Source organism: uncultured Vagococcus sp. (assembly GCF_963518325.1).
GTDB lineage: Bacteria > Bacillota > Bacilli > Lactobacillales > Vagococcaceae > Vagococcus_D.
In genome coordinates this window covers 76,868-103,383 of record NZ_CAUQJB010000004.1, presented here as the reverse complement: position 1 = coordinate 103,383, position 26,516 = coordinate 76,868, and the positions used below count along the sequence as shown (strand labels likewise).

The 26,516-nt window shown below is 37.7% G+C and carries 21 protein-coding genes and 1 other annotated feature; of the genes, 16 read left to right on the top strand and 5 right to left on the bottom strand.

The window, feature by feature from the left end; translation table 11 throughout:
- Positions 1-581: 581 nt before the first annotated feature.
- Positions 582-1,841: a tyrosine--tRNA ligase gene (gene tyrS / locus RWN13_RS05250; RefSeq protein ID WP_314061192.1), complete on the bottom strand. Its 1,260-nt coding sequence runs from the start codon at positions 1,839-1,841 to the stop codon at positions 582-584.
- 58 nt (positions 1,842-1,899) lie between these two features.
- Positions 1,900-2,105, bottom strand: a binding site (T-box leader).
- Between the two features lie 685 nt (positions 2,106-2,790).
- Between tyrS and tyrP the strand changes: the two genes are divergently transcribed.
- From tyrP to RWN13_RS05230, 4 genes are all read left to right on the top strand, one after another.
- The gene (gene tyrP, locus RWN13_RS05245; RefSeq protein WP_314061191.1) at positions 2,791-4,194 is read left to right on the top strand and encodes a tyrosine-tyramine antiporter; all 1,404 of its coding nucleotides are present in this window, start codon (positions 2,791-2,793) and stop codon (positions 4,192-4,194) included.
- 27 nt (positions 4,195-4,221) lie between these two features.
- Positions 4,222-6,081, top strand: coding sequence for a tyrosine decarboxylase (gene tdc, locus RWN13_RS05240; protein ID WP_314061188.1), 1,860 nt, complete (start codon positions 4,222-4,224; stop codon positions 6,079-6,081).
- A gap of 121 nt (positions 6,082-6,202) precedes the next feature.
- A complete protein-coding gene (locus RWN13_RS05235; protein ID WP_314061186.1) occupies positions 6,203-7,606 on the top strand; it encodes a Na+/H+ antiporter NhaC family protein in 1,404 nt (467 codons plus the stop codon).
- A 154-nt stretch (positions 7,607-7,760) separates the two neighbouring features.
- Positions 7,761-8,099: a YerC/YecD family TrpR-related protein gene (locus RWN13_RS05230; protein ID WP_314061183.1), complete on the top strand. Its 339-nt coding sequence runs from the start codon at positions 7,761-7,763 to the stop codon at positions 8,097-8,099.
- A gap of 41 nt (positions 8,100-8,140) precedes the next feature.
- Here RWN13_RS05230 and RWN13_RS05225 read toward each other — a convergent pair whose 3' ends face one another.
- Positions 8,141-8,716, bottom strand: coding sequence for a YrrS family protein (locus RWN13_RS05225; protein WP_314061180.1), 576 nt, complete (start codon positions 8,714-8,716; stop codon positions 8,141-8,143).
- Between the two features lie 190 nt (positions 8,717-8,906).
- Here RWN13_RS05225 and RWN13_RS05220 point away from each other — a divergent pair, with 190 nt between their 5' ends.
- From RWN13_RS05220 to RWN13_RS05190, 7 genes are all read left to right on the top strand, one after another.
- Positions 8,907-10,046 carry a flagellin gene (locus RWN13_RS05220; RefSeq protein ID WP_314061178.1) on the top strand — a complete coding sequence of 380 codons (1,140 nt, stop codon included), beginning with the start codon at positions 8,907-8,909 and terminating at the stop codon, positions 10,044-10,046.
- A gap of 62 nt (positions 10,047-10,108) precedes the next feature.
- Complete coding sequence (locus RWN13_RS05215; protein ID WP_314061177.1) at positions 10,109-10,492, top strand: flagellar protein FlaG; 384 nt, start codon at positions 10,109-10,111, stop codon at positions 10,490-10,492.
- Positions 10,493-10,496: 4 nt separating this feature from the next.
- Positions 10,497-11,951, top strand: a complete 1,455-nt coding sequence (gene fliD, locus RWN13_RS05210; protein WP_314061176.1) for a flagellar filament capping protein FliD — start codon at positions 10,497-10,499, stop codon at positions 11,949-11,951.
- A gap of 18 nt (positions 11,952-11,969) precedes the next feature.
- Positions 11,970-12,296 (top strand): hypothetical protein, encoded by a 327-nt coding sequence (locus RWN13_RS05205; protein ID WP_314061173.1) that lies wholly within the window; start codon positions 11,970-11,972, stop codon positions 12,294-12,296.
- 35 nt (positions 12,297-12,331) lie between these two features.
- Positions 12,332-12,694, top strand: a complete 363-nt coding sequence (fliS, locus tag RWN13_RS05200; RefSeq protein WP_314061171.1) for a flagellar export chaperone FliS — start codon at positions 12,332-12,334, stop codon at positions 12,692-12,694.
- 46 nt (positions 12,695-12,740) lie between these two features.
- On the top strand, positions 12,741-13,562 hold the full coding sequence (locus RWN13_RS05195) for a C39 family peptidase (RefSeq protein ID WP_314061168.1): 822 nt from the start codon (positions 12,741-12,743) through the stop codon (positions 13,560-13,562).
- Between the two features lie 347 nt (positions 13,563-13,909).
- A complete protein-coding gene (locus tag RWN13_RS05190) occupies positions 13,910-14,377 on the top strand; it encodes a GNAT family N-acetyltransferase (RefSeq protein WP_314061167.1) in 468 nt (155 codons plus the stop codon).
- Positions 14,378-14,398: 21 nt separating this feature from the next.
- Here RWN13_RS05190 and RWN13_RS05185 read toward each other — a convergent pair whose 3' ends face one another.
- Together RWN13_RS05185 and RWN13_RS05180 are read right to left on the bottom strand one after the other, a co-directional pair.
- Positions 14,399-15,442 carry a glycosyltransferase family 4 protein gene (locus tag RWN13_RS05185; RefSeq protein ID WP_314061165.1) on the bottom strand — a complete coding sequence of 348 codons (1,044 nt, stop codon included), beginning with the start codon at positions 15,440-15,442 and terminating at the stop codon, positions 14,399-14,401.
- 673 nt (positions 15,443-16,115) lie between these two features.
- Positions 16,116-16,952 carry an AraC family transcriptional regulator gene (locus RWN13_RS05180; RefSeq protein WP_314061163.1) on the bottom strand — a complete coding sequence of 279 codons (837 nt, stop codon included), beginning with the start codon at positions 16,950-16,952 and terminating at the stop codon, positions 16,116-16,118.
- A 672-nt stretch (positions 16,953-17,624) separates the two neighbouring features.
- Here RWN13_RS05180 and RWN13_RS05175 point away from each other — a divergent pair.
- A complete protein-coding gene (locus RWN13_RS05175) occupies positions 17,625-19,352 on the top strand; it encodes an ABC transporter ATP-binding protein (RefSeq protein ID WP_314061162.1) in 1,728 nt (575 codons plus the stop codon).
- Positions 19,353-19,387: 35 nt separating this feature from the next.
- The gene (locus tag RWN13_RS05170) at positions 19,388-21,169 is read left to right on the top strand and encodes an ABC transporter ATP-binding protein (RefSeq protein WP_314061160.1); all 1,782 of its coding nucleotides are present in this window, start codon (positions 19,388-19,390) and stop codon (positions 21,167-21,169) included.
- A 120-nt stretch (positions 21,170-21,289) separates the two neighbouring features.
- Here the strand turns inward: RWN13_RS05170 and RWN13_RS05165 are convergent, their stop codons facing one another.
- Positions 21,290-22,381: a DNA alkylation repair protein gene (locus tag RWN13_RS05165; protein ID WP_314061159.1), complete on the bottom strand. Its 1,092-nt coding sequence runs from the start codon at positions 22,379-22,381 to the stop codon at positions 21,290-21,292.
- 161 nt (positions 22,382-22,542) lie between these two features.
- Between RWN13_RS05165 and RWN13_RS05160 the strand changes: the two genes are divergently transcribed.
- The 3 genes from RWN13_RS05160 to RWN13_RS05150 all read left to right on the top strand — a co-directional run bounded on the left by RWN13_RS05160 (position 22,543) and on the right by RWN13_RS05150 (position 26,230).
- A complete protein-coding gene (locus RWN13_RS05160) occupies positions 22,543-23,304 on the top strand; it encodes a tryptophan-rich sensory protein (RefSeq protein ID WP_314061157.1) in 762 nt (253 codons plus the stop codon).
- Between the two features lie 172 nt (positions 23,305-23,476).
- On the top strand, positions 23,477-24,580 hold the full coding sequence (locus RWN13_RS05155; RefSeq protein WP_399553638.1) for an NADH-dependent flavin oxidoreductase: 1,104 nt from the start codon (positions 23,477-23,479) through the stop codon (positions 24,578-24,580).
- Positions 24,581-24,883: 303 nt separating this feature from the next.
- Positions 24,884-26,230: an NlpC/P60 family protein gene (locus RWN13_RS05150; protein ID WP_314061153.1), complete on the top strand. Its 1,347-nt coding sequence runs from the start codon at positions 24,884-24,886 to the stop codon at positions 26,228-26,230.
- Positions 26,231-26,516 lie beyond the last annotated feature (286 nt).

Below are 26,516 nucleotides of genomic sequence, written 5' to 3'. Positions count from 1 at the left end.
GCCGTTTGGAGTTGTTGTGGAGTTATATTAAAACCAATTAAAAAACAGTGATGTCAGGCTACACTTGACACTTTAAAGGAGCAATCTGTTATGCTGAAATAGCGATAAAGTCCTTCGTAATAAGCATGTGACAATTGAAAATAAAAAATGAAAGGTTGTTTCAACGAATCCTGTAAAACTTAAAAAAGAGGGAAACCAATAAATCTATTTCGTTATGAAAAAGGCTCTATCTCTTTTATGATAGGAAGGTTTATAATGAGTATTCATCTAATGAAAATGATGCCTTTAATTTACCAGATATTGAAGACCTAACTTTCCTGAAACGAGCCTAATCTTCCACTTTTTTGGTTTATGATTGACAATGAATGCTGATTTTAAGGGGAAGTACTTTTTATTTTCTGGAAAGTTAGGAGTAAAATTGGGAAGTTTATCAGATGGTCCTTAGTAACCTTCCCTAACAAGACATCTGACGTAACCAGCAATCTGTTGATGTCGAGGTCATCTCAATAGCAAGTGAATTATTAAACGTTAAAACCACCAATTAAGTTGAATCAATTGGTGGCAATTTGAATTTTAGTTGTCTAAATGATGCGAACTAAGGTATAATTTTTCTTTCCTTTGCGGATAATGATGAATTTGCCTTCAAAAGAAGTCTCACGGGTGATTTGGAAGTCGGTAGTTAAGACTTTTTCACCATTTAATGAGATAGCCCCATTGGTTAAATCTTCGCGAGCCTGACGCTTAGAAGGCTCGATGCCAAGGTCGACCAAGAAGTCAACAATAGGTTGAGTGTCTTCTGTCCAAGTACAATTTGGCATGTTTTGAAAACCAGCCTCGATTTCATGAGCATTCAGGCTGGCAATATCACCTGAGAAAAGAGCAGCTGTGATTTTCAATGCTTCATCTAATGCCTGTTGGCCGTGAACGAATTTGGTCATTTCACTGGCTAAAGTTTTTTGGGCCTCCCGTTTATGAGGTTCAGTTGCCACTTTTTCAGCTAGGGCTTCAATTTCAGCTTGGCTTAAGAACGTAAAGAATTTCAAGTATTTAATTACATCTCGGTCATCTTGATTTAACCAGAATTGGTAAAATTCAAATGGGGAAGTTTTTTCAGGGTTCAACCAGATAGCACCACCGGCAGTTTTACCAAATTTAGTACCATCAGCTTTTAGCATTAAAGGAATGGTTAAACCAAAAGCTTTTGCTTCAGCACCTTCTTTTTTACGAATTAAATCTAAGCCTGCTGTAATATTTCCCCATTGATCGGCACCACCAATTTGTAGGCGCACATTATGGTGTCGGAAAAGGTGTAAGTAGTCCATTGATTGTAGGATTTGGTAGGTGAACTCAGTAAATGAAATACCTGTGTCCAAACGGCTGGAGACGATATCCTTTGCCAGCATCGTATTGATGTTAAAGTTCTTTCCGTAATCTCTTAAAAAATCTAATAAGGTCAGATTTTTTGTCCATTCGTAGTTATTGACCATTGTTAAGTCATCATTGTCTTCAAAGTCGAACAGTTGCTTCATTTGCGCTGTTAAGGCATCTACGTTTCCTTGGACCTGTTCCATCGTTTGTAATTGACGTTCAGAGGTACGACCACTTGGGTCACCAATGGTTCCGGTTGCGCCACCTATTAAGATGTGAGGATGATGCCCAAAAGCTTGGAATCGTTTCATCATCATAAAGGGAATTAAGTGACCGATGTGCATGCTGTCGCCAGTTGGATCGACACCGCAGTATAAGGAAATGCTGTTGTGTTCCACATACTCACGAAGTCCTTCTGCATCTGTCTGTTGGTTAATCGCATCACGCCATGTTAATTCATCGATAATATTCATCTTCAACACTCCTTCTAAATTATATAAAAAAGTCCCGACAATTTGACCATAGTCAAATTGTCGGGACGAAATTATCCGTGTTACCACCCAAATTGCATATTCATGATATGCCACTCTAACATCTGTAACGAAGATGGTACGCTTGCGGTTAAGCAAGGAAACTCATGAGTGTAATTCACATAAATTGTTTGTACTAGTTTTCACCAAACACTAGCTCTCTAAAAACAGGGACAATTTGCTACTTCGCTCAGTCAACGTTTGTAATTTAAAGCTAGTATAAGACAGGAAAATTTATTTGTCAACACCTTTTAGTTTAACTTCGATTTAAGTTAAATCAGAAAAAATCAAAAAAAGCCATATGATAATAAAAATAATCGATAAAAACACCTTTGAACTGGGATAATAGAAAAAAACACTAAAAATTTAATGAGAAAAAATGTAAGTCATTATAAGCAAAATATGTTATTTATTTAGTTTTTTTGAGGAAGACAAAATGAGGGACCAATTAGATTGAAAAAAATTTTTCATAATTTATTTTGAAACAAAGATAATGATTTCACAAGCAATAGGGAAGTAATACTGGTTAAGGACATTTAAATAACGATTAGATAATTATTTGTTGTTATAAAAATTCAAATATTTCTATAATTTGATGCTTTAACGCGCTGACGTATCGTGGCGAAAAAGAGTTAAATCGAACCATGAAAATGCTCATCATTTTCTAATGAAAGTCATGTTAATGGCTTTGACAAAGCATTTTTTCGGGATTATACTACGGTTGTTCAGATGACTTCAATGATTTTCATGTCGTCGTTTACTTCAGGCCTGAAGCAATGGAAATCAACAGGAGGATAGGAAATATGTTTTGAATAACGTGAATATTTATTCGTTTTTTTATGAGAGTGTTATTCGTGAAAAATAACGCTAATAGACAGAGGAGGAATTTAAAATGGAGAAAAGCAAGACGCTTTCTTTATTTGGCTTAATAGGAATCACGATGGCCTTTTTCGGCACCGTTAGGAGTGTCCCTACCTTGGCATCAACAGGTTGGACACAAATTGTTTATATGTTAATTGCAGCTTGTATGTTTGCTTTGCCGATTGCGTTAATGTCCGCTGAATTGTCAACTACATGGCCTCAGGAAGGGGGGCCACAGGTTTGGGTTCGCAATGCATTGGGAGAAAAGTGGGGATTTGTAACCTCTTGGTTATTGTGGGTACAAATGTTTTTTGGCATGGTGATGGTGGCATCGACAGTCGGTGTGCTAATCGGTTATGTCATTGATCGTCCAGAACTAGGGGATAACAGTCTGTTTATCTTTGCCTGTATCTTAATCTCTTATTGGGCTATCACGTTACTTAATTTGAAATTTGATATGGTTAAAATTGCTGGAGACTGGGGTGCAATTATTGGTGTTTACATCCCCTTTTTAGCCTTAGTTGTATTAGGTGTATGCTATTTTGTGAAAAATGGTATTACGACGACAGGGTACCTGGCTAATTTCTCAGCAGATAAATTACTTCCTGATTTAAGTGATTTGGGAAGCTTACCAACTCTAACAGGTATTATATTTATCTTTGCGGGGGTAGAAATATCATCTGTTCACGCAAACAACATCGACAATCCAAAACGCAATTACCCAATCGCAGTTATTGTTTCGGTGCTAGTACTGGTTGTCTTTAATTTAATTGCCGGTTTAAGCGTGGCGAACGCTGTACCAATGGGGCAAATGAACTTAGCTAATATTACTCAACCTTTCGTGATTATGACTAAGAATCTAGGTGTTCCAGCCCTCTTTAACAATATCATTTCACTGATGATTCTTATTGGTGTTTTAGTTCAACTTAGCGCTTGGGTATTAGGCCCAAGCAAATCCATGATTAAAGTAGCGGATGAAGGTAATTTGCCACCATTTTTCCAAAAGAGAAACAAACGAGGTATTCCAATAAACATTGTATTGATTCAGGCCGTCGTTATTTCATTAGTATCCTTTTTATATGTGGTTATTCCTGACGTGAGCGAAGCCTTTTTAGTCATTACGATTACCACCACCATTTTGTACTGCATAGTTTATCTATTGATTTCGATTTCTGCTATACGCCTACGTTACACCATGCCAGAAGCGATCAGACCTTTCCGTTTAGGTTCAAAAGGTAATGGCATGATGTGGGGTGTATCAGTTATCGCCATGATCAGTGTGATTGTCACAATCCTGGTCAGTTTAATTCCACCTACTTCAGTCGGGCAAAATCAACATGTAGGTTATGTGATTTATCAAGTGTCTGCCACGGTTATCATGGTGGGGATTGCCCTATTAATTAATAGGTTTAAAAAAACTAGTTGGAAAAAATAGCACAATTAAGAGAAAGAAGAGATTAAAATGACAAATCAAATTATAAATCCAGAAGAAACCAATTTAAAAGCCTTATTTTTAGGAGATAAAGGGGAGAACGTTGATGTCTTCAAAGATATTTTGAACCGTATGATTGATGAGCATGTAGGTTGGCGTCAAAATTATATGCCACAGGATTTACCTGTGATTACACCGCAAGATCGTCGCTCAGAAAGTTATCAAGCGACTGTCGACAATATGAATCAGGTTTTTAATGTACTGAGCTCAAAACTGCGGACTGATTCATTACCATGGCATTCAGCGGGGCGCTTCTGGGGTCATATGAACGCGGAAACCCTAATGCCAGCGATTATTGCTTATACATCTGCGATGCTTTGGAACGGCAATAATGTGGCGTATGAATCTTCACCTGCTACTTCTAAAATGGAAGAAGAAGTCGGGTTAGAATTAGCCACATTAATGAGTTACAAAAATGGTTGGGGGCATTTAGCAGCTGATGGCTCAATCGCTAATCTGGAAGGCCTTTGGTATGCTCGTAACTTCAAATCATTGCCATTTGCAATCCGTGATGTCGTGCCGGGTGCTTTGACTGATAAAAGTGAGTGGGAACTGTTAAACATGTCAACAGCTGATATATTGGATACATTGGCTGATTATCAGGAATATATGGATGATATCAAAGACCATTCCGCTCGCAGCGGTAAAAATTTAGAAAAATTAGGGAAATGGATTGTGCCGCAAACGAAACATTATTCATGGCTGAAAGCTGCTGATATTATCGGGATTGGTTTAGACCAAGTGATTGCGTGTGATGTTAATTGCGAGTACCGAATGGACATTGATCATCTTGAGCAAACTATTCGAGAATTGGCTAGTCAAGGAATTCCAACCTTAGGTGTAGTTGCCGTTGTCGGTTCAACAGAAGAAGGGCAAATTGATCGAGTTGACCAAATTATCGCTTTAAGAGAAAAATTAATGAAAGAAGGTATTTACTTCTATATACATGTGGACGCTGCTTACGGTGGTTACGCCCGTTCCATTTTTTTAGATGAGAACGATGAGTTTATTGAATTCGATCAAATCGAGGATGTTTATCAAAAAAATCAAATATTCCAAGGTGATAATAACTGGTTAACACCTGAAATCCACGCCTCATTTAAAGCCATTTCTGAATGTGAGTCTGTGACGATTGACCCTCATAAAATGGGATACATTCCCTATTCAGCAGGTGGGGTTGTGATCAAAGATGTTCGGATGCGTGATGTTATTTCTTACTTTGCAACCTATGTTTTTAAAAAAGGTGCGGACATTCCTGCCTTACTTGGCGCTTATATTTTAGAAGGTTCCAAAGCAGGTGCAACAGCCGCTGCCGTTTGGACTGCACATAAAATTTTACCTTTAAATGTAACTGGATTTGGTAAGTTGATGGGAGCCAGTATCGAAGGAGCATTCCATTTCTACGACTTTATTGAAGGCAGAGAATTTAAGGTAGGTGACAAAAGGATTGAAATACATGCCTTAACTCGACCTGATTTTAACATGGTTGATTACGTCTTTAATGAAAAAGGCAATACTGATTTGGCTAAGATGAATGCCTTAAACGAAGAATTCTACCAATATGCCTCATATGGAAAAGGTGGCACTTATCACAATGAGTTTATTACATCTCATACTGATTTTGCCATTCCTGATTATGGTCATAGTCCCTATCCTTTTGTTAAGAGTTTAGGATTTTCTCGAGAAGACTGGGAAAAAGAACGTAAAGTTACGATATTACGTGCGTCAGCGATGTCTCCATATGCCTATGATAAAAAAACATTCGCTTGTTACGCTGAAAAAATGACTCAAGCCATGCAAGAAAAGCTTGAAGCAATCTATGCTGAATAAAAAATGAACAGTGACTTAAGTGTGTGGTTATTGCTACGCACTTAAGATCTTTACAGTCTATCATTTGGTAGATTAGACTGCTATACGGTTATTGTCAATTAAGTATAAGAGGGGGATTATTATGGAACGAAATGTATCAGTCAAACAAGCATTATCTATATTGATTATTTTGTTAACCATTATAGGAACAAGTATTATTAGATATCATTTAGCAGTTCATGTGGCTTTGCTCATTGCGTTAATCATGTTAATAGCTTTTGCAGTTTTTAAAGGTATGTCATGGGACGATATGCATCATTCATTTATTTCAGGTATCACTCCAGGCCTTATTCCAATCCTCATTTTTCTTTTAATCGGTGCTCTCATTAGCACTTGGATAGCCTCAGGAACCATTCCTACATTGATGGTTTACGGCTTTTCATTTCTTTCACCTACGTATTTTTTACCGTTAATATTTTTGATTTGCGGACTTGTTGGCGCTGCTGTTGGCAGCTCGTTTACCACGATTTCAACGGTTGGCATTGCCTTTTACGGCATGGGTCAACTGCTGGGATTTGAGTCCGCTTGGATAGCTGGTGCCATTATTTCTGGTGCTTTTTTTGGCAACTCGCTTTCTCCGTTATCTGACACTGCCAACCTTGCAGCAGCTATTGCGGGTGTTGACTTATTTAAGCATATCAAGCAAATGGTAAAAACCGTTTTTCCGACAGCGCTGATCTCTATCTTATTTTTCTTTATTTTGGGAAGAGGAAAGACAGTAGTTGGTGGTACTCATGAAATGACGAATATTGTTGCATGTTTAATCAATAATTTTGCAGTGACACCTGTGGCACTTTTACCAATTCTTTTGTTATTTATCTGTGCTTGGAAAAAAATCCCAGCTATCCCCACATTGTTAGCAAATATTATACTGTCATTGAGCATTCGTTTTCTTTATTATCCAAGGACAGGAATTAGTCAAATAGGCACTTGGTTACAGGAGGGATACGTGGCGACAACTGGCAACCAGCAAGTAGATGACCTATTGACTCGTGGAGGTATTCAAAGCATGATGTGGTCAGTTTCCTTGATTATTCTAGCTTTAGCCTTTGGCGGATTGCTGGTACGTTTGCAAATAATTGAGATATTGTTGGAAACCATCCAAAGTTGGATGAATCGGCCAGGTAAATTGGTGTTACTGACCGCTCTTAGTTGCATTGGCGTTAATATAATGATTGGTGAACAATACTTATCGATTATTTTACCAGGAAAAGCTTATCAAAAATCTTTTGATCGGTTAGGTGTTCCTAGAACATACCTCTCCCGAACCCTGTCAGATGCTGGTGCTAGCCTTAATCCGTTAATACCATGGAGTGTCAGTGGAGTCTTTATCACAGGAACATTAGGCATTTCAACGAGTACTTATTGGCCATTTGCTATTTTTTGTTATATGTTACCCCTCATGACGATAGGTTTGGGAGTGGCTGCGAATTACCGTTTAGCATATACGAAATTAGAGATTTATGATAGAATGAGAAAAGTTTGAAAATTTTCTTGAAAAGTGTAGATTTTTTTGTCTATTCATGTTATTCTAAAAATCAATTAGAGATGTTTATTATCTATAACGGATGTTTATAATCGATAACTAAGCAAGTGTCATGAATGGTTAAACTTATCAGACAAAAGAGGAAGTGAAGACGATGAGAATTGAGCAAATCAGAGATGAACACTCAGATGACTTTTTTCGAACCATCTTAGAATTAGATAATCTGGATGAATGTTATGCTTATTTCGATGATTTAATGACATTAAAAGAGATGAAAACGATATTACAACGCTTTCGTGTGGCTGAATCTCTATTGGCACATAAAACATACCAGAAAATTGAAGCTGAGACACAAGCCAGCACAGCTATTATTTCAAGGGTCAAACGGTCTCTCGAAGAGGGGAACCATACCTATGAAGTGATGATGGAACGTTTGGCAGAAGAAAAAGAAGTCAAAAACCCGATGCTTGATGAAAATAATACGGATAACTAACAAAAAAGGTCAAACACTTTGAGTGCTTGGCCTTTTTTTACTTACTGAAAATGGGTGGGCAAAGTTTTTAACTCTTCAAGCAAGGTTGTTTGCCAACCTTTATTTGTTCGCCATTGCAAGGTGACGCGATAGGGGTTAGTAGAATCGATATGAGAGACAGTCGCTACAACTTGATCATCACCATTGGCGCCAATCCACCATTCTTCTAACTCTTGCTCGGAGATTTCGGTGGCTTGACTAATGGCTTGCCGTACCTCCAGTCGATCTTTTGAGCCTTCATTAAAGGTCATCACATGTGGCTCTGCCTGGCTGGTTGGTATGACTTTCCAGCTCGTATTGCGGTAGGCTTTGACGACATTAGAATCGGTAAAAGAGACCTCCTCAATAGTAGAATCAGCTGTTAGGGAGGAATTAGTTGTTGGGACAGGAGTTTTATTAGTCAAATAGGGCTGCTTAATTTCAACATTTGGTCCGCCAATTGGCAGTTTATTTTCAACTTCTTTCTTTTTAGACGTTAAAAATTGATACAGCAAAATCACCACGAAAGTCATTGCAATAACTTTAACATACTTCCGCTGATACCACTTATTTTTAATTTCTTTTTGTTTATTATGCATTTAAATAACATCCTTGCTTTTATTTGTGATTTAATTTTAGCATATAAAAAGGACAAAACCAATTAGAGGCATAAAAATAAAAATTATAAAAAAACACATATTTGCGATTAAACTAGTTTGAGAAGAACCGATATATATAGCAGAGGGTGACCTCGAAAAATAAAAAGACATTATTTCAGGAGGAAAGACAATGAGAATTAATACTAACGTATCTGCTTTAAACACATATTCACGTTTAACGTCAGCAAATGCTTCAAAAAGCAATTCATTAGCAAAATTATCTTCAGGTTTACGTATCAACCGTGCCGGAGATGACGCAGCAGGATTAGCAATTTCAGAAAAAATGAAAGGACAGATCAGTGGATTGAAACAAGCAACACGTAACGCTCAAGATGGCGTCTCTTTAATCCAAACAGCTGAAGGTGCTCTAAACGAAACTCATGAAATCTTAAACCGCATGCGCGACTTAGCAACACAAGGAGCAAGTGGTACATTAGGTAATGATGACCGTAAAGAAATCAACAAAGAATTTATGGCACTGAAAGATGAAGTTGACCGTATTTCTACAACAACTAACTTTAACAAAAAAACATTATTAGATGGCTCATTTGATGCTGCAGATAAAGTGGCTACAACAATCGTTACAGCTGATAAAGCAACAATCCAATCTGTAACTATTACAGATACTAAAGGTTTAGCTGATGGCAAGAGTGCTCTTGTGATTGAAAAAGCTGCAGGTGCTGATGGTACAGTTAAACTTGGTGCTGATACCTTAACAAAAGGGACTGATGGGACATATGAAATTAAAGATGCTGACGATAAAGTAATCGGGAATGTTAAATTATCTGCCGAAGCTGAAGCACTATTTGCAGATAAAGCTGCTGGTGTTGTCGCTGCAACAACATCAGATGTAACGAAAACAGCTGGTGACAAAACTAAGAGCTTAGACTTCCACGTTGGGGCAAACTCAGGTCAAAAAATCAGCGTAAGCATTGGTAAAATGGATGCTGAATCATTAGGTTTAAACAAATTAAGCTTAGCTGACGCTAAAGACGCTGATGCAGCGATTGACTTGTTAGACGATGCAAAAGCATCTGTTTCAAGCACTCGTTCTGACTTAGGTGCAATTCAAAACCGCCTGACTCACACAATCAACAATTTAAACACAACTCAAGAAAATCTAACAGAAGCTAATTCACGTATTAGAGACGTTGACATGGCTGAAGAAATGATGTCATTTACTAAAAATAACATCTTAGCTCAAGCAGCGACTTCAATGTTAGCTCAAGCTAACTCTATGCCACAAAGTGTTTTATCTCTATTACAATAATATTTGATGAAAGCCGACTGAGAAATTTGTCGGCTTTTCTTTAGAAGATAGGGGTGTTTGTGTTGGATGTTGGACCAATCAATCAAACAAGTCACGTTAAACCAATTAAAAATGCAACAGACACGGAGCGAGATCAGTTGACTGGTTTAGTTGTTAACCGTGTCACTAAATTGACGGATGCCAACGGAGAAGAATACGAAGCTGGAACACTTTCAAATTACAGCAAAAGGCAGATTAGTAAAGCGATTGATGATGCTAATCGTTTTTTAGTTGGTAAAAATACCAAATTTTCATATTCTGTCCATGAAGCAACTGGACGAACAGTGGTCAAGTTAGTTGATATTGACACGGAAGAAGTGGTCAGAGAAATTCCACCACAAAAATTTTTAGACGCCATTGCTAACCTTTGGGAAATGGCTGGCATACTAGTAGATAAAAAGGGGTGATGAGATGGCAGGAGTCACAAGTTCAACAGGAATTAGTTCAACTTTAGGAACCTATTCAGGCATTACCTCTCAAGATATTGATAAATTAATTGAAGCGGAATCCGTTCCTTTATTAAAATTAACCAATCGTAAAACGCAAATTACCGACCAGCAAAACGCGTGGAAAGACGTTAAATTACGTTTGAATACGCTCTTTACGAAAATAGAAAACTTACAAAAAAATGCCACCTTCAATACGAGGGTCATTACCAGTTCTAATAGTGACAAGGTCACCATGACAGCAACAGATGGGGCGGATATTCAAGATTACCAATTGACCGTAGAGAAACTAGCAACTGCTTCCAAGGGAGTGTCTGGTGAAATTCCGGGTTTAGCAGGAAAAACCATTTACGAAAAGTTAGATAAGACTGGTAAGCTCGAGTTAACTAACCATGAAGGGAAAGTCTCAAGGATTGACATTAGTGATGGGGACAGCCTCAAAGAAATTACGAATAAAATCAATGCCACGACAAAAGAGTCGGGTGTGAAGGCTTCCATTGTTAATAATCGTTTAGTGGTAGCTAGCGTTGAAACTGGTGAAAAAAATATTCTCATCGGTGGGGATTTGGCAGATGACTTAGGGTTTTCGGCTTCTGAAGGAACATACACAAAAGGGCAAAATGCTGAATTTACTATAGATGGCATGAAAGTTACGCGTTCTACTAATACCATCAGTGACGTTGTTGAAAATGTCACGATTACTTTAAAGGCCGAGACTAAAGAACTAGTAACCATTGGAATGAAAAATGATGATGATAAATTAGTTGGAGCTGTTAAGGAATTAGTTGATCAATACAATGCCGTGATGGATTTTGTAGCAGAGAAATTAGCCGTCGGTGACCCAAGTAAAAAAGATAATAAGACAGGTACCTTAGCTGGAGATAGCTCATTGATTCGCCTTCAGTCTAGTTTAAGGATGCTAATGACGGGGGCGCCAGGTGAAAATGGTACAACTGCTATTATAAAGCCTTCGGAAATTGGTATTGATAGTAAGGATAAGACGTCAACTGTTAAGTTTGATGAAACTAAATTTAGGGAAGCACTAAAAAAAGACCCTGAAGCCATAAAAAACTTTTTTTTTAACAAAGTACCACAGGAAGTTGAAAGTATTGATAAAGACGGTAACAACGTTCAGTCGACTGAAAAAGTAGAAATTGGTTACACCAAAAAATTAAAAGACCTAATTAACACGTATTTAAGTGATGAAAAAGGTCAAAAAAGTGTCTTTACTACACGAACTGAAACATTGTCTCAAAATTTAAAAGATCTCGATTCGCGAATTGAACTATTTACTGAACGAATTGATAAGAAGCGGGATTATTATGTGAAAACCTTTAGTCGTTTGGACCAAGTGATGATGCAAGCTGAATCTCAAATGGCTTATTTACAAAGTCAGATGGATTCGTTTAGTGCCCGATAAGAAAGAAGAGGTGATGAGATGAATGAGACCGGACAAGTCGAAAGTTTAGTCCAAAAGATGTTAGAAAATGTGTTAACATGGGATCAAACAATTGAAAATGGAATAGTCATCATTCAGAACAATCAGCACCTTATGCATCGTTATCAGCAATTAGAGCTAATTCCTCAGATTGAACTGGCTAGGCTGGAAGCTCTATTTCAGCATACAAAGAGAATCCAACGAGCTATTAAGGATGAACGAGAAGTGGTGCTAAAGGAGCTTAATCAAACGACTAAAACGAATAAGATGATTGGCGGTTATCTACTTCAGCATACCGAATCGGTATTTGTAGACAAGGACTTTTAATCGAGACAAGATCTCAACTTTTGGAGGGTTGGCAGATGGCAATTAGAAATGGTAACGATATTTATAAAAATAATCAAATTTTAACGGCGTCACCTAAGCGACTGATTGAATTATTGTATGAAGGCGCGATTAAAAATTTAAAGATTGCTGAGCTTTTACTAGAAAAAAATGACTTTAATGGTGTTAATACCCACATCATGAAAGCAGAGGACATTATTCTAGAATTAAAACAATCGATTAACTCGGAAGTTGAAGGAGACATCCCGCAACAGCTTAACGATATGTATGATTTTATGTTTGGCCGTTTAGTTGAAGGGAACCTTGAAAAAAACGGTGGGACTATTCAGTTAGTGCGAGGCATGTTAGAGGAATTAAAAGAGACATGGGCATCTATATAGAGTAGCGAAGTAAGTTCAGAAGGAACGAGGGAAGAGGAGGACATTCGTGAAGCAGACTTTTTATCAACCATGTAAACGCTACTTGATTATTGGTAGCATCATCGTCATCCTTGCAGTGTCTATTTGGTACTTCTTTTTAGCATACAACCGGGGTGCTAAAACAGAGACCGCAGATGCAGCCACGAAGGATCAACAGCCAACGTTCCCGAGGACTGATTTACTTCGTGGGGTTAACTCAGAGATAGAGCAGATTGAAGAAATAGCCAATTATCAACTAGACGTGCCACTTTATAATCAATTGTCAGAGCCAGCTTTAAAATGGGGATGTGAAGTGACGGCTTTAGGCATGCTGTTGGCTTATTATGGTTTTGATGGCGATAAAAACCGATTGCAAGATGCCATTGAAAAAGTACCGTATACCGATGAATTTGGTTTAATGGGGAATCCAAACATCGGTTTTGTTGGAGATGCCACAGGAAAAAATCTAGGGACAGGGGTCAATCATGGACCTATTGCACAATTAGCCCGAGAAAACGTGGCACCACGTTATCAGGTGATTGACGCCACAGGTCATGAATTGGACACCTTATTGGCACAAGTAAGAGCAGGAAATCCAGTCTGGGTGGTTGTTACAATTGATTATCAAATTCCATTGGCATCAGATTTTCAAACGTGGCAAACAGCACAAGGGACTGTAGAAGTGACTTTTAAGCACCACGCCGCGATTTTAACTGGGTATGACAAAGAAGCGATATACTTAAATGATGCCTATGGCAAGCGAGTGACTGTCGAGCGTCAAAAATTTGAACAACTGTATGAAAGTATGGGAAAACAGGGGATTTATTTTGAACGAAAAAGTCTTTCTTAAAAAATATTAGATGACGATGCCAGGACAATAGTTCAGGACCTCCGATACATTTACGAATATTGTGAGATAGACGTGCTCCAAAAGTCTGCTCTCTTCGATGTGCCTATTTTTAATTACTGCCCTTATTTCTTACGAATTTATTCGCTAAGAAATAAGGGTCATCGTAGAGAATTAAGGTATTGAAGCATACGTAGTACTCGGAGCATGTGTTTATCTGTGACGAGTTGACCAACGAGAAAACAAAACGACTTTATGTCCCGACTTGATTTTTTATTAATTAAATTGCTGTTGATTGCTTGTTAATAATGGTATAGTATTTAATATTAAATGAGGTCAGGGGGAAAGAAATGAAATTAAGAACAATTGAAAGTAAAGATAACTGCGCGGTCAAAACCTTGATTCAAACATCATTGGAAAGTTTTGGTTTGGACATCCCAGGAACGGCTTATTTTGATCCGCAATTAGCTGATTTAACGTCTTATTATGCGGCTGAATCGGCAGCTTATTGGGTAGTTGAGGAAGACGGCAACATTCTGGCTTGTGGGGGTTATGGACCATTTAAGGGTGATGGAAACATCTGCGAATTACAGAAGTTATATGTGGCGGAACAAGCTCAAGGAAAAGGATTATCTAAATTGTTAATGGATCAGATTTTATTAGCAGCTAAAGATCATTATCAACACATTTATTTAGAAACTACTAGCAAATTAGAGGTTGCAAACATCCTTTATCAGAAGTATCAGTTTCATAAGCTGGATCAACCTTTGCCTGGCTCAGAACACGCTATGGATGTGTGGTATTTACGTGATTTATAGAAAAAAGCGTCAAACACAAGATTATACTTGGGTTTGGCGCTTTTCGACGGTAACGAGGTCGGAATAATATCGATACCATAATTTACTGACGGCCTCTTCGGAATAGACGGCGGCAGCTTGTCTTGATTTTTCTTGATAGTTTTCTAGTATTTCAGGATGTTGGCTGACTTCTTTGATGACTTGATCCATCTCATTAAGGCCTTTACCTTTTAGAAAGTAGCCGTCAATAACAGCTTCGTACAACTCCAAATCTCTTAATAAAACGGGAGTTGCGCAATTAAATGCTTCTAAGATGCTCATTGGAAATAATTCACTATAGGAAGGAAGCAAAAACAAGTCTGCCATATTGTAATAATCAACCAATTGAGAGCGGGGGATGATATCAGTGAAGGTTAAGTTTTTAGGTCCGCTTGTCATCAGGTTTTTATATTTCTCGTAGCCATCTGTTAATTTACCAAAAGAAAAACCGCCTACCCAGACGAATTGAATCTCAGGATTTTTTTCTGCTAAGCGAACAAAATCATCAATTCCTTTACGTTCTTGAACCTGACCAACACCTAATACAGTAAAACCTTCATTCTCAAATCCTAATTGCTGTTTTAGGGCAGCTTTTGTGACATCTGTTTTCTCGAAAAATAACTCATCTGAGACCACATTCGGAATATAAGTGATACGGTCTTGGTCGCAACCTAACTCTGTCAATTTTTCGATGAAGCTAGGGTTCACAACAATTAGTTGATCCATTCGACGATAAAACCGAATTACATATGCATTGAAAATCTTTTGAAAGGGTAAAAAAAGCCGAATACTACCTTTTAATGTTTCAGGTAAAAAATGGACATAACCAACTTTCACGCCTCGACTTTTTTTGAAGAACGTAGAGAAAAAGAATAGCAAATTAATCGTATGGTAATGGGAAATATCTGAGGGAGAATAATCATTTGTTTTGACGCTAAATTCGTTTGGGAAATAACTATCTAAGAGAGAAAGTAGTTCACCATATGCGCTGCCCACACCTTGTCCTTTAATTTTGTCAGCTGTTGAAAACATGGTAATGCGTAACATAAGTCACTTCCTTAATATCGTTCTTCAGTTTCGTCGTTAACATCCTATCGAGTAACTGAGAATATGTTTGGTTTAATTGCTTGTGCAGGTCCTTTTAGAGAGTTGTGCGCGCCAGAGTCAGTCTTAGACAGCTCATGACTTTCTCAATCACTCAGAGATTTCCTCACTTTATCTGTCGAAGTAGCTAGTAGAATAAATAAGTGTCCTCTAAACGGAGCAACTGCAAAAAAAACACTAACAATCTTTGTTTTTACACTTTTTTTAGTTGTTTTTGTAAAGAGGTAAGGATTATTTTCAATATCCCAGTCACCATAATTTCCGGAAAATAACATGTCACTTGGCCTGTCTAAAAAAGTCGTCGGATTGTGAGGACGATTGTTTTATGATGGCTGATATAACAGCTAGAAGGCAGGCCAAAATACCATAAAAATAATATGGCTACAGGAATGAGAATAACTATCCCTCATTTCAATTAAACAGATTCAAAATTGGTTTGAATAATCATGTTGAATAGTATGTTACTTGATAATAAAGTATAACATAAGGTAAGCACAAAAGGTAGTAGACTTAAGGCTGAGTCATTGTCTTTAAGATAATTGTTTTTTTAGAAGGGTAATTACTGAAGAAAAAGTTTCTGAAGTGAAAAAAGCTAAACCAAAGGCTCAGCTTTTACCTATTTTGATGCTTTCCTAATCAACTCAGATGGTGACTTACCGTAATGTTTTTTAAACAGCTTACTAAAGTGATAAGCATCTTGATAACCAACCGTTTCTGCGGCTTCTTTAACCGTAATATTTTGTGTCTCTAAAAGCTGTTTGGCACGGTTAAGTCGAAGTTTAATAAGATAGTTAATAGGTGAATCTCCCGTTTCTTCTTTGAATACTTTAGAAATATAAGTTGAGCTGATGTACATGGTATCTGAAAGGGTGTCCAGACTGATTTCTTCACTATGGTGATTTTCCAAATAGTAAATAATATTGTTTACTATTGCTTGTTTCTCCTTATCAGTCTCCTTAACATTTAAAGAGGAGGTTTCGATATGTTTACTGCTTTCACTTCTTAAAATTAAAACAATAATTTCCATGACTAGGGTTTTAATCATCAAGTCATAGCCAATGTCTCGCTTACATTTTTCTTCAATTAGACGCCAACAACGATTAATAAATTCGGGATGGCGGTCTCCTAAGTGAATAAGTGAAGAGGTAAAAGGGAAGTAGTCTCGTTTATAGCCCTCAAGTACAATATTTTTAATCCCAATGTGGAGTTGGTGACTTTGGGTATTTTCGAGTTGTGTGTCTTGGTGATACACCCCAGGATTAAATAACATAACTGTCCCCGCTTGAGCTGTAAATGTCTGGTCTTCTATGGTATAACGGGCTTCGCCCTCAAGGACAACTGAGATTTCTGCGAAGCCATGAGCATGCTTTTTACCAATTTCTGGTTCTTTCCCCCAACAATCAAAGACATATAATATCTCCGGATTAAAGGTCTTACTATCTATCTGTAGCATAGGCTAACTCCTTACAAACTTTATGGTTTTCTTCTTATTTATTGTACAACATTTTTCATTTAAAAAGTACTTGTTATAAAGGAATATTTCATTAGTTTAGTAGTGATTTGGGATTGTATCAGTCTTATGGTAATATTTGGCTTCTTTTTACCGTATTAGAGCCTAAGGAGATGAAAATGACAAACGACGAGCGGCTAAAAAGTAAGGGGGTAAAAAAAGTACGATTGATTTTTTTTAGAATTTCCCATAGTCAAAACACACTTTTAGACAGAGTTTATTTAGCTGTAAAAGGCCGCAACCATTTGAAGGATCACCTAATGATTTGTTGATTCCATTTTTGATAAAAAGAAATTGCCGAAATAAATCAGCTAATTGCCCAAAAAAAAGGAATGATAGATGGTATACGTTAAAACAGCGGAGAAAAGGCTATTTAAAGGCTTTTCTTAATGTTTGTTTAGCGTTGCCGCTGGTTCAAAAAAACATCATGGAAAAAATGACATTGAAAATTAATATTCTCCATCATTATAAACAAAATACTACATTCTATTCTAATTTGTAATGGCTTACTCTAATACAAGTAAACAGAGGGATTGGCTGCGTGATTGTAAGTGCCACAAAGTTCACAGGCAATCTTTACTGATTTAATGTATTTTAATTAAGGAGGTTCCTAAAATGAATAATTTTCAATGGATTTGGAAGTATATGAAACAAGATTTTAATAAAGTTATCTGGGGTATTATTCTATTAATTGCCAGTTCATTATTAATTATCATTAATCCATTATTAAGTGGCATGATTGTTGATGATGTTTTAACAAAAGGTTTGCATAACAAGCTGGTACCAATATTACTAATCATGATTGGTGTGACAGTACTGCGGACCATTTTGCGCTATCTCTATCAAATTACTTTTGAACGAATTGGTCAAAACGTGATTTTTGGGATACGTGAGAATTTATTTTCCAAATTGACTGAATTGGATTTTGATTTCTTTAATCACACACGTGTGGGTGATATTATGGCTCGGATGACTGGTGACACCGAAGCGATTCGTCATTTTGTTTGTTGGGTTATATACAATATTGTCGAGTGTGTCTTTTGGTTTGTATCTGCTGTTGTGGTTATGGGCATGATCAACTGGCAACTGATGTTGTGGCTAGTAGCAGTGACACCAATGATTTTTATCCTGACTCAGCGAATGTCAAAAGAAGCTCATCCCGTATTTTTTGAAATTCGCGAAAGTTTTTCTCGCTTGAATTCCATGGTGGAAGAAAACATTAGTGGAAATCGAGTGGTCAAGGCATTCTCTCGTGAACCCTTTGAAATCGAAAAATTCAATGATCGAAATGAAGATTACAAGAAGCGAAACATGGAGTCAGCGGTTGTTTCAATGACCTATTTACCTTGGTTAGACGGTTTTGCAGGTGGATTAGGATTAATTGCTTTAGTACTTGGGGGATTATTTGTCATCCAAGGACGGATGACCATTGGTGAACTAGTAGCCTTTAATGGCTTCCTATGGATGCTCAATATGCCAATGCGCATGAGCGGTTGGTTGATTAATGACACCCAACGATTTTCCGCTTCCTGTATTAAAATTCGGGAGATGTTAAGCACACGTTCGAGCATTGTGGTTAAACGCGGGGAAGAAGAACAGGTGATGAAAGGATATGTTGAATTCAAAGAGGTCAGTTTTCATTTTTCAGATGATCCTGACAGCTTGATTTTATCTGATGTCAGCTTTCAAGCGGAGCCGGGACAAACCATTGGTATCCTGGGGGAAACGGGTTCAGGCAAAACGACTCTCGTTAATTTAATTTCACGTTTTTATGACCCGACTGCGGGGCAAGTGCTAATTGATGGCATCGATGCACGTAAGTGGCCAATCCGCAATTTGCGTGAACATATCGCCACGGTGATGCAAGATGTTTTCCTCTTTTCTAATACCATCGAAGATAATATTGCTTTTGGCAATCCCTACGTGGATCAAGGTTATATTCGACAAGTGGCAGAAATTGCAGATGCTAATGCCTTTATTGAAGGTATGCCTCAAGGATACGACACGATTGTTGGTGAACGGGGTGTTGGCCTGTCTGGGGGACAAAAACAGCGGATTTCGTTAGCCAGAGCACTTGCGAAAGATCCTTCAATTTTAATTTTAGATGATACTACTTCTGCTGTTGATATGGAAACAGAATCGAAAATTCAAAATGAATTGGGAAAAATAACACGAGAAAAAACAACCTTTATCATTGCTCACCGTATTTCATCAGTCAGAGAAGCTGATTTAATACTGGTCCTGGACAAAGGAATCGTGGTTGAACAGGGAACCCATCAAGAGTTAGTCGCAAAACAGGGCGAATACTATTCCATCTATCAAAAACAATTGGGAGATGAATAAACAGCCAAACCATCAAATATAAAGGAGGAAGTCTATTGGCTAGAAATACCTTTGATCAAGATGAAGAACTATCCCAGGAATTTAACTGGAGTTATTATAAACGCATGGGCACCTATATATTGCCTTACAAAAAGCCACTACTGAAAACCTTACTGGTTATCATAATTGCGAATATGGCAGGTATGCTAGGCCCTTATTTTACCAAACTGGCGATTGATGACGTTATTCCGAATAAAGACCTTAAGATGCTGGCCGTTATGGGCGTCATTTTCCTGCTCTCATTAATCGTTATTGGTTATAGCATGCGTTATCGGATTCACTCGATTACGGAAGTGGGGCAGGATGTTCTTAAAGACATGCGATCAGCAATCTTTGAGCATCTGCAAAAATTACCGTTTTCTTATTTTGACAATCGACCTCATGGAAAAATATTAATCAGAGTGGTTAACTACATCAATACCTTAAGTGACCTCTTAAGCAATGGCTTAATCAACTTGATCTCTGATATCTTTAGTGTAGTCATTACACTAGTCGTTATGATGTTGATTGATTTTAAATTAACACTTTATAGTTTAGTGTTACTACCAATTTTGTTTGCTTTGGTACTGATAATAAAAAAAGCACAACGAAAAGCCTACCAAGATTTAAGTAATAAACAATCGAATATGAATGCTTATATTCATGAAAGTATTTCAGGCATTAAGGTCACACAATCCTTTGCCCGTGAGGAAGAGAGTTATCAAACTTTTCTCGATATTAGCAATGATTACCGAGTTTCCTATATGAAGGCCGTTAAAATTCAATTTTTACTCTGGCCGGGAGTTCAAAACATCTCGGTTATTACCACTTGTTTAATTTATTTCGTGGGCATTCAAGGCATTGGTGTCAATGTTACAACAGGTACTCTTATCGCATTTATCGGTTATATTAATAATTTTTGGAACCCTGTTATTAATATTGGGAATTTCTATAATTCACTAATTACTGCTACGGCTTATTTGGAACGGATTTTTGAAACCATGGATGTTGAACCTGATATTAAAGACAAATCAGGGGCTATTCAAATGCCGCCAATTAAAGGTCAAGTTGTTTTTGATCACGTGGTCTTTCGTTATGAAGAAGGTCGTAATATTTTAGACGGTATTAATTTTTCCGTTAATCAAGGAGAAAGTATCGCCCTTGTAGGCCCCACAGGAGCGGGTAAAACAACGGTGATCAACTTGTTAAGCCGTTTTTATGATGTGAATGAAGGCAGTGTTAAAGTGGACAGTATTGACGTTCGCGATGTTACCTTGGAATCACTGCGGTCTCAAATGGGCGTCATGTTACAAGATACCTTTGTTTTTTCTGGTACAATTATCGAAAACATTCGATATGGAAAATTAGATGCCACAGAAGAAGAGATTATTGTTGCTGCGAAAGTGGTGCGAGCTCATGATTTTATTAGCGAATTAAAAGAAGGATATCAGACAGTCGTTGAGGAGCGAGGCAGCACTCTTTCCGCCGGTCAGCGTCAGTTGATCTCATTTGCACGAGCTTTGCTAGCCGATCCTAAAATATTAATTTTGGATGAGGCAACCTCAAGTATTGACACGAAAACGGAAGAATTACTTCAAGTAGGGTTGCAGGAATTATTAAAGGGGCGGACCTCTTTTATTATCGCTCATCGACTATCCACTATTAAAAACAGCAACCGCATTTTTTATATCGACCGTGGTCAGGTTGTAGAGTCAGGGAATCACGATCAACTTATGGCTGAACGTGGTTTGTATCATCATCTGTATCAATCACAGTATGACTTATTAAAAGTTGATTAAAACAAGTGCACTTTCCTTTGGCCTAGGAAAGTGCACTTTTAACGTATTGGGGAACTTAAACCAACCAAGAAATAAATGCACCACAATTCACAGTACGGATGTTTTAAGGCTCTGTGTTATCTATTCAAGAATAAAATGTGTTTGAGCAATCATTTGACCATTCAAAAACAAGGCTAAAGAGTGCTCGCCAGGATAATGAATTCGAGTGGTTAAATTTTTAAAATCAATGGTTTTTTCTCCGTGGAAATTATTTTTTGTTGCAGACTCTGCCAGATAAAATTTTTTCATCGTTGTTTTGCCATTGGCTTTGACATAGTCAATGCCGTATTCTAAACGAAGGGGTTTTTGTCCATGGATGGTCGTGGCGATATCATAACTAAACTGACTTTTCTCCCCTATGGCAATCAGACTCTCTGCCATTGAAATAGAGGCTGAGCTAACATCAAATGTTGATCCAGGCGATTCATAACCAAATAAGGCTAGGGCATCAGGATCCGCTTTTTTTATCAAAGTTCGACAAGCTTTTTTGATGATCCAGTCGGTGTGGTCACTCTTACCAAGCCAGCCTCGACAAGTATTCACCACTAATTTCGGGTGGGATTTGGAAATATCATTGAGATGATTGGCTACACTTTTTTTGACATATAAGGAAGAATCGGCTTTCAGATTATTCAAAATTGGCAGTACTAAATCCGGCCGAGGAATTAAATAGTCCAAGTGACCTCCCCAAGGAAGTAGTGGCCGACAGCCTTCTGATGCTAAACGTCTGACATGCTCATTGTCGTCTGTGCTCCATTCCAGAAGGAGCTTAAGAACCCTTTCAGGCTCCAATGTAATAAATTCTCTGATGGCAAACTCTGAAGAAGAATAAGCTGTCAATTCTTTTAGATAGTCTAATGACAAGTCAAAGTGATTAGGAGCTAAACCATATATGCTAATAAAGTCAGGGAAAAAGAGATAAGCAAACCCTTGATGTTTTTGATGAAGTGACAATAAAATAGGCAGTTGTTGGTCATAAGTTCCAGGCAAGTGTTGTCCTAAAAGTAGGGCTATCTTTTTCATTCTGCTGCGGACACTTAAGTTTGGCCACTCCTGATCCATTAGTTCTTTAATAAATCGTTCGGAATCAAATGAAACTTCTTGCTCAATAATGGACTGACTGAAATTAGTTAAAAATTCTTCGGTATAAATATCTTTTAGGCTATCTGCCACATAATCACAACTTTCATCTTTTTTTTAATTATACGAATATACGTTCTTTTTGTAAAGGGAGAAAAACTACTTATTTTTATAGTGGTAGAGTTATCGTTATAAATAATTAGTTAAAAGTGTTATCCTTGTATTAACGAACTAATGATGGGGGGATAAATGTCATGACTAAATCGGTAAAACTGTTACTTTTAATAGTAAGTTTATTTTTGATGGTCGGGGTGAATGTGGCTTCAGTAGCGCTTCCGTTAAATGGAATGACGCCTAAAGACCTATCAGATTTATATACAGTGCTCTTCACACCAGCAGGCTACGTCTTTAGTATTTGGAGTGTTATTTATCTAGGAGCTATAGTATGGGTGTTTTCATTTTTTAGTAAAAAAAGGGTGCCGGAATTACCAAGTGTTATTTATTTTTGTTTAAGCAGTCTTTTAAACAGTCTGTGGTTATTGGCTTGGCATTATCAATGGTTGAATCTTTCCTTAATATTAATGACTGGATTATTAATTGTGTTGGGATTATTTTATCAAGCTGAGATAATCGGCATGAGTTTTTCATGGTTGAATCGTTTTATTTCTGTCTATCTCGGATGGATAACTATCGCTTGGTTGGCTAATATTAGCTATGATATGGTGGCAGTATTAGAGGTGTCTCAAAAAACACAGGAAGTAACCAGCGTGATTTTCCTTGTCTGTGGCATCCTGATTAGTGGCGGCTTTTTGTGGCGTTGGAATGAGTTACTTTACCCACTAGTTTTTGTTTGGGCCTATAGCGGTATCTATCAACGCCTTACGAGCATTCATCAAGAAAAAATCGGACTGTTGGCAGGGGTACTAGGTGCGTTGATTTTAGTAATGACATTGATTAAACTCTATTTAACTTTCAAAGGACCACAAGAAGTCAATCCGGATCGTGCAAATAAATAGTGAGAGAAAAGTTATTTGTTACCAATCTATTAAGATAATCATTAATATTCTTGGAAAGGCGAATTAGTAGAGTTACTTCGTTTTTTTTAGGTTCAAAACTTATAAATAGTAAGTAGTTGTGAATCATGCTAAACTACTAAGATACGTGGCAAATGAACAAAAAGGAGTAAGAATTATGACAATCAATGAGAAACTATTATTTAGAAGAGGACTCACCCTTAAAAATCGACTGGTAATGGCTCCAATGACAACAAAAATGAGCTTTTATGATGGAGTTGTAACGAAAGATGAGTTGGCCTATTATGCTTTGCGCTCTGGAGAAGTAGGGGCCGTAATTACGGCGGCAGCAAATGTTCATCCTGGTGGCAAAGGTTGGGAAGGTGAATTAGGCGTTTACGATGATTTGTTTATTCCGGGGCTCAGCAAGCTTTCTGCTAGCATTAAGAAAAATGGAACAAAAGCCATTTTACAATTATTTCATGGTGGACGAATGACTGATTCAAAAGTCTTGCGAGGAGAAGCACCTGTCTCAGCCAGTGGGATTCCTGCTGAACGTCCCGGAGCAGAAATCCCCCGAGCTTTACTGGAAGAGGAAATTCAAGAATTGATTGCGTCATTCAAAGAAGCCACTAAACGAGCAATAAAAGCAGGTTTTGATGGCGTAGAATTACATGGGGCTAATACTTATCTAATTCAACAATTTTTTTCACCTCATTCTAATAGAAGAGAAGATGAATGGGGTGGTACCTTGGAGAAACGGTTTAATTTTATTAACGAGTTAGTTGATGGGGTTACAGAAGTTGTAGACCAGTCTGGTTTAACTAATTTTATCGTAGGTTATCGTTTTTCACCTGAAGAGTATGAAACACCAGGAATTCGCTTTGAAGATACTTTGTATTTAGTCGAGCAGTTAGCGGCCAAACCACTTGACTATTTGCATATTTCACTGAATGATTTTAAGCGACTTTCTGTCAGTGAGTCATATAAGGACCACTCCATGCTTCATTATGTCCATCAGGTAATTAAAGGTCGTTTACCCTTAATAGGAGTTGGTGATGTGCGGACAAAAGAGGATGCTGAAGCTGTTTTAGCCAATGCAGACCTTGTGGCTGTTGGAAGAGCGATATTAATAGATCCTCATTGGGCAAGCAAGACCATTAGCGGAAAGGAATCCTCTGTTAGAAGAACCTTATCTCAGTTCGATCGAGAAGAATTGATAATTGAAAATGGTGTCTGGGGATTTTTACAAGGGATGATGGCAGATAGGCTGAGTTAGAGATAAAAGGCGGCAGTTATCAGTCATCATAAGCAGAAAATCGATTCCTTTTTGTAATAAAGATTGTGTCAAAGTGGGCAGATGAATTGATATATGTTACAATATTACAGGTAAGCTATCTTTCGTTAAAATAGGTTGGAAGCTGTTATGTCACTCTTTCGACGAGGGAATAAAAACTAAGACAAGGATGAATTGTTTTTGTAATATGCTTATTATCTCTTTGACATGTTAGTATGATACAATTCATTCAGTGACTTAGAGAAGAACTAAAACTATTAAAAATTAGAGTCGGGGGAATGACCAGTGAAAAAAAGCATCATATCAGCATTAATGGTAAGCACAATTTTGTTAGGATCAGTCGCTTTGCCGGCAGCCGCATTGGCAGATGAGTTCGATACCAAAATTCAACAATCTGAAAATAAAATTAGTGAGTTAAACGGCCAAGAAGCAGCAGCGTCTGTACAATTGGAAACTGTTAGAGCAAATATAGAAGGTATTAAAGCACAAGCAGCTGAGCTACAAGCACAGCAAGCTAAATTAAATGAATCGATTACTAAACTAGGTACTGAAATTGAGAACTTAAACGTTAAGATTAAAAAGCGTGACGCTTCTATTAAAGAGCAAGCACGTTCAGTCCAAGTTGATAGCAAAGCAAACAATTATATTGATGCCATCCTATCAGCTGATTCTATTTCGTCAGCAGTGACTCGCGTCATGAATGCAACGAAACTTGTGAATGCTAGTAATGATTTAATGAAACAACAAGAAAAAGATAAAAATGCAGTTGAAACAAAAAAAGTTGAGACTGAATCAAAAGTTAAAGAACTGAATGAAACAGCTGCGGAATTAGAAGGCCAAAAAGGTCAATTAATTGATCAAGAGTACCAACAACAAGCCTTAGTCAGTGAAATTGCTGCAGCACGCACAACTGAAGAAGACAAAAAAGCTGGTTTCCTACAAGAAAAAGCAGCAGCTGAAGCAGCACGCGCTGAACAAGCTCGCCTAGCAAAACTTGCTGAAGAACAAGCGGCAGCCGCAAAATTGGCTGAGCAACAAGCAGCTGTACAACCAACAACAAATACTGAAGTACAAGAAACACCAGTAACACCGGTACAAGAAACACCGAGTACGGAAGAGGGAGCTGGCGAAGGAACTGCTCCAGTAACACCAACACCGGAGCCATCTTTACCAACACCGACTCCAACACCAGAGCCGTCTGTACCAACGCCGACTCCAACACCAGAACCGTCTGTACCAGCGCCAACACCAACTCCAGTAGCGCCACCAGCGTCAAGCGGTACAGGAGCAGCTATTTTAGCAGAGGCAGCTAAACACATTGGAAAACCTTATGTGTGGGGAGCTAAAGGCCCAGATACATTTGACTGTTCTGGTTTTACCTCTTATGTTTACCGTGTAGCAGCAGGTCGCGAAATTGGTGGTTGGACTGTTCCTCAAGAAAGTGCTGGAACACAAATTTCAGTGTCTCAGGCAGTAGCAGGAGATCTATTGTTCTGGGGTAGCAGAGGTGGAACTTACCACGTTGCAATCTCAACTGGTGGCGGGAATTACATCCACGCACCAGCGCCTGGTCAAAATGTAACTTATGGTTCATCAGCTTACTTCGCACCAGATTTTGCAGTAAGAATGTAATCTAATTCATTAAAGCGAATCCTTAAATGGGTTCGTTTTTTTTATCTAAAATTATTTGTAATAAAAGATTAATTTCTAATATGCTAAATCACATATTTATTCTTTTAAACTACAGTTTTTTTGATTTTTTGTTATACTTTAGATGATTGGAATACAACTTGGTTGATTTCAAACTGTTAACAATAAAAGAAGACTAGTAAAAAAAACGTTCTTTCTATACAAAAGAGAAGTCGCTTATTTACCTACCGATTAAATGTTGATTTTGGTAATATTCTCATTTTTAGCG

What these genes read in the sequence shown, in the direction of transcription:
- RWN13_RS05235 (WP_314061186.1), top strand. Translation starts at nt 6,203, where the DNA reads ATGGAACGAAATGTATCAGTCAAACAAGCATTATCTATATTGATTATT.
- RWN13_RS05230 (WP_314061183.1), top strand. Translation starts at nt 7,761, where the DNA reads ATGAGAATTGAGCAAATCAGAGATGAACACTCAGATGACTTTTTTCGA.
- RWN13_RS05190 (WP_314061167.1), top strand. Translation starts at nt 13,910, where the DNA reads ATGAAATTAAGAACAATTGAAAGTAAAGATAACTGCGCGGTCAAAACC.
- RWN13_RS05225 (WP_314061180.1), bottom strand. Translation starts at nt 8,716, where the DNA reads ATGCATAATAAACAAAAAGAAATTAAAAATAAGTGGTATCAGCGGAAG.
- tyrP (WP_314061191.1), top strand. Translation starts at nt 2,791, where the DNA reads ATGGAGAAAAGCAAGACGCTTTCTTTATTTGGCTTAATAGGAATCACG.
- RWN13_RS05185 (WP_314061165.1), bottom strand. Translation starts at nt 15,442, where the DNA reads ATGTTACGCATTACCATGTTTTCAACAGCTGACAAAATTAAAGGACAA.
- RWN13_RS05175 (WP_314061162.1), top strand. Translation starts at nt 17,625, where the DNA reads ATGAATAATTTTCAATGGATTTGGAAGTATATGAAACAAGATTTTAAT.
- RWN13_RS05205 (WP_314061173.1), top strand. Translation starts at nt 11,970, where the DNA reads ATGAATGAGACCGGACAAGTCGAAAGTTTAGTCCAAAAGATGTTAGAA.
- fliD (WP_314061176.1), top strand. Translation starts at nt 10,497, where the DNA reads ATGGCAGGAGTCACAAGTTCAACAGGAATTAGTTCAACTTTAGGAACC.
- RWN13_RS05160 (WP_314061157.1), top strand. Translation starts at nt 22,543, where the DNA reads ATGACTAAATCGGTAAAACTGTTACTTTTAATAGTAAGTTTATTTTTG.
- tyrS (WP_314061192.1), bottom strand. Translation starts at nt 1,841, where the DNA reads ATGAATATTATCGATGAATTAACATGGCGTGATGCGATTAACCAACAG.
- tdc (WP_314061188.1), top strand. Translation starts at nt 4,222, where the DNA reads ATGACAAATCAAATTATAAATCCAGAAGAAACCAATTTAAAAGCCTTA.
- fliS (WP_314061171.1), top strand. Translation starts at nt 12,332, where the DNA reads ATGGCAATTAGAAATGGTAACGATATTTATAAAAATAATCAAATTTTA.
- RWN13_RS05180 (WP_314061163.1), bottom strand. Translation starts at nt 16,952, where the DNA reads ATGCTACAGATAGATAGTAAGACCTTTAATCCGGAGATATTATATGTC.
- RWN13_RS05220 (WP_314061178.1), top strand. Translation starts at nt 8,907, where the DNA reads ATGAGAATTAATACTAACGTATCTGCTTTAAACACATATTCACGTTTA.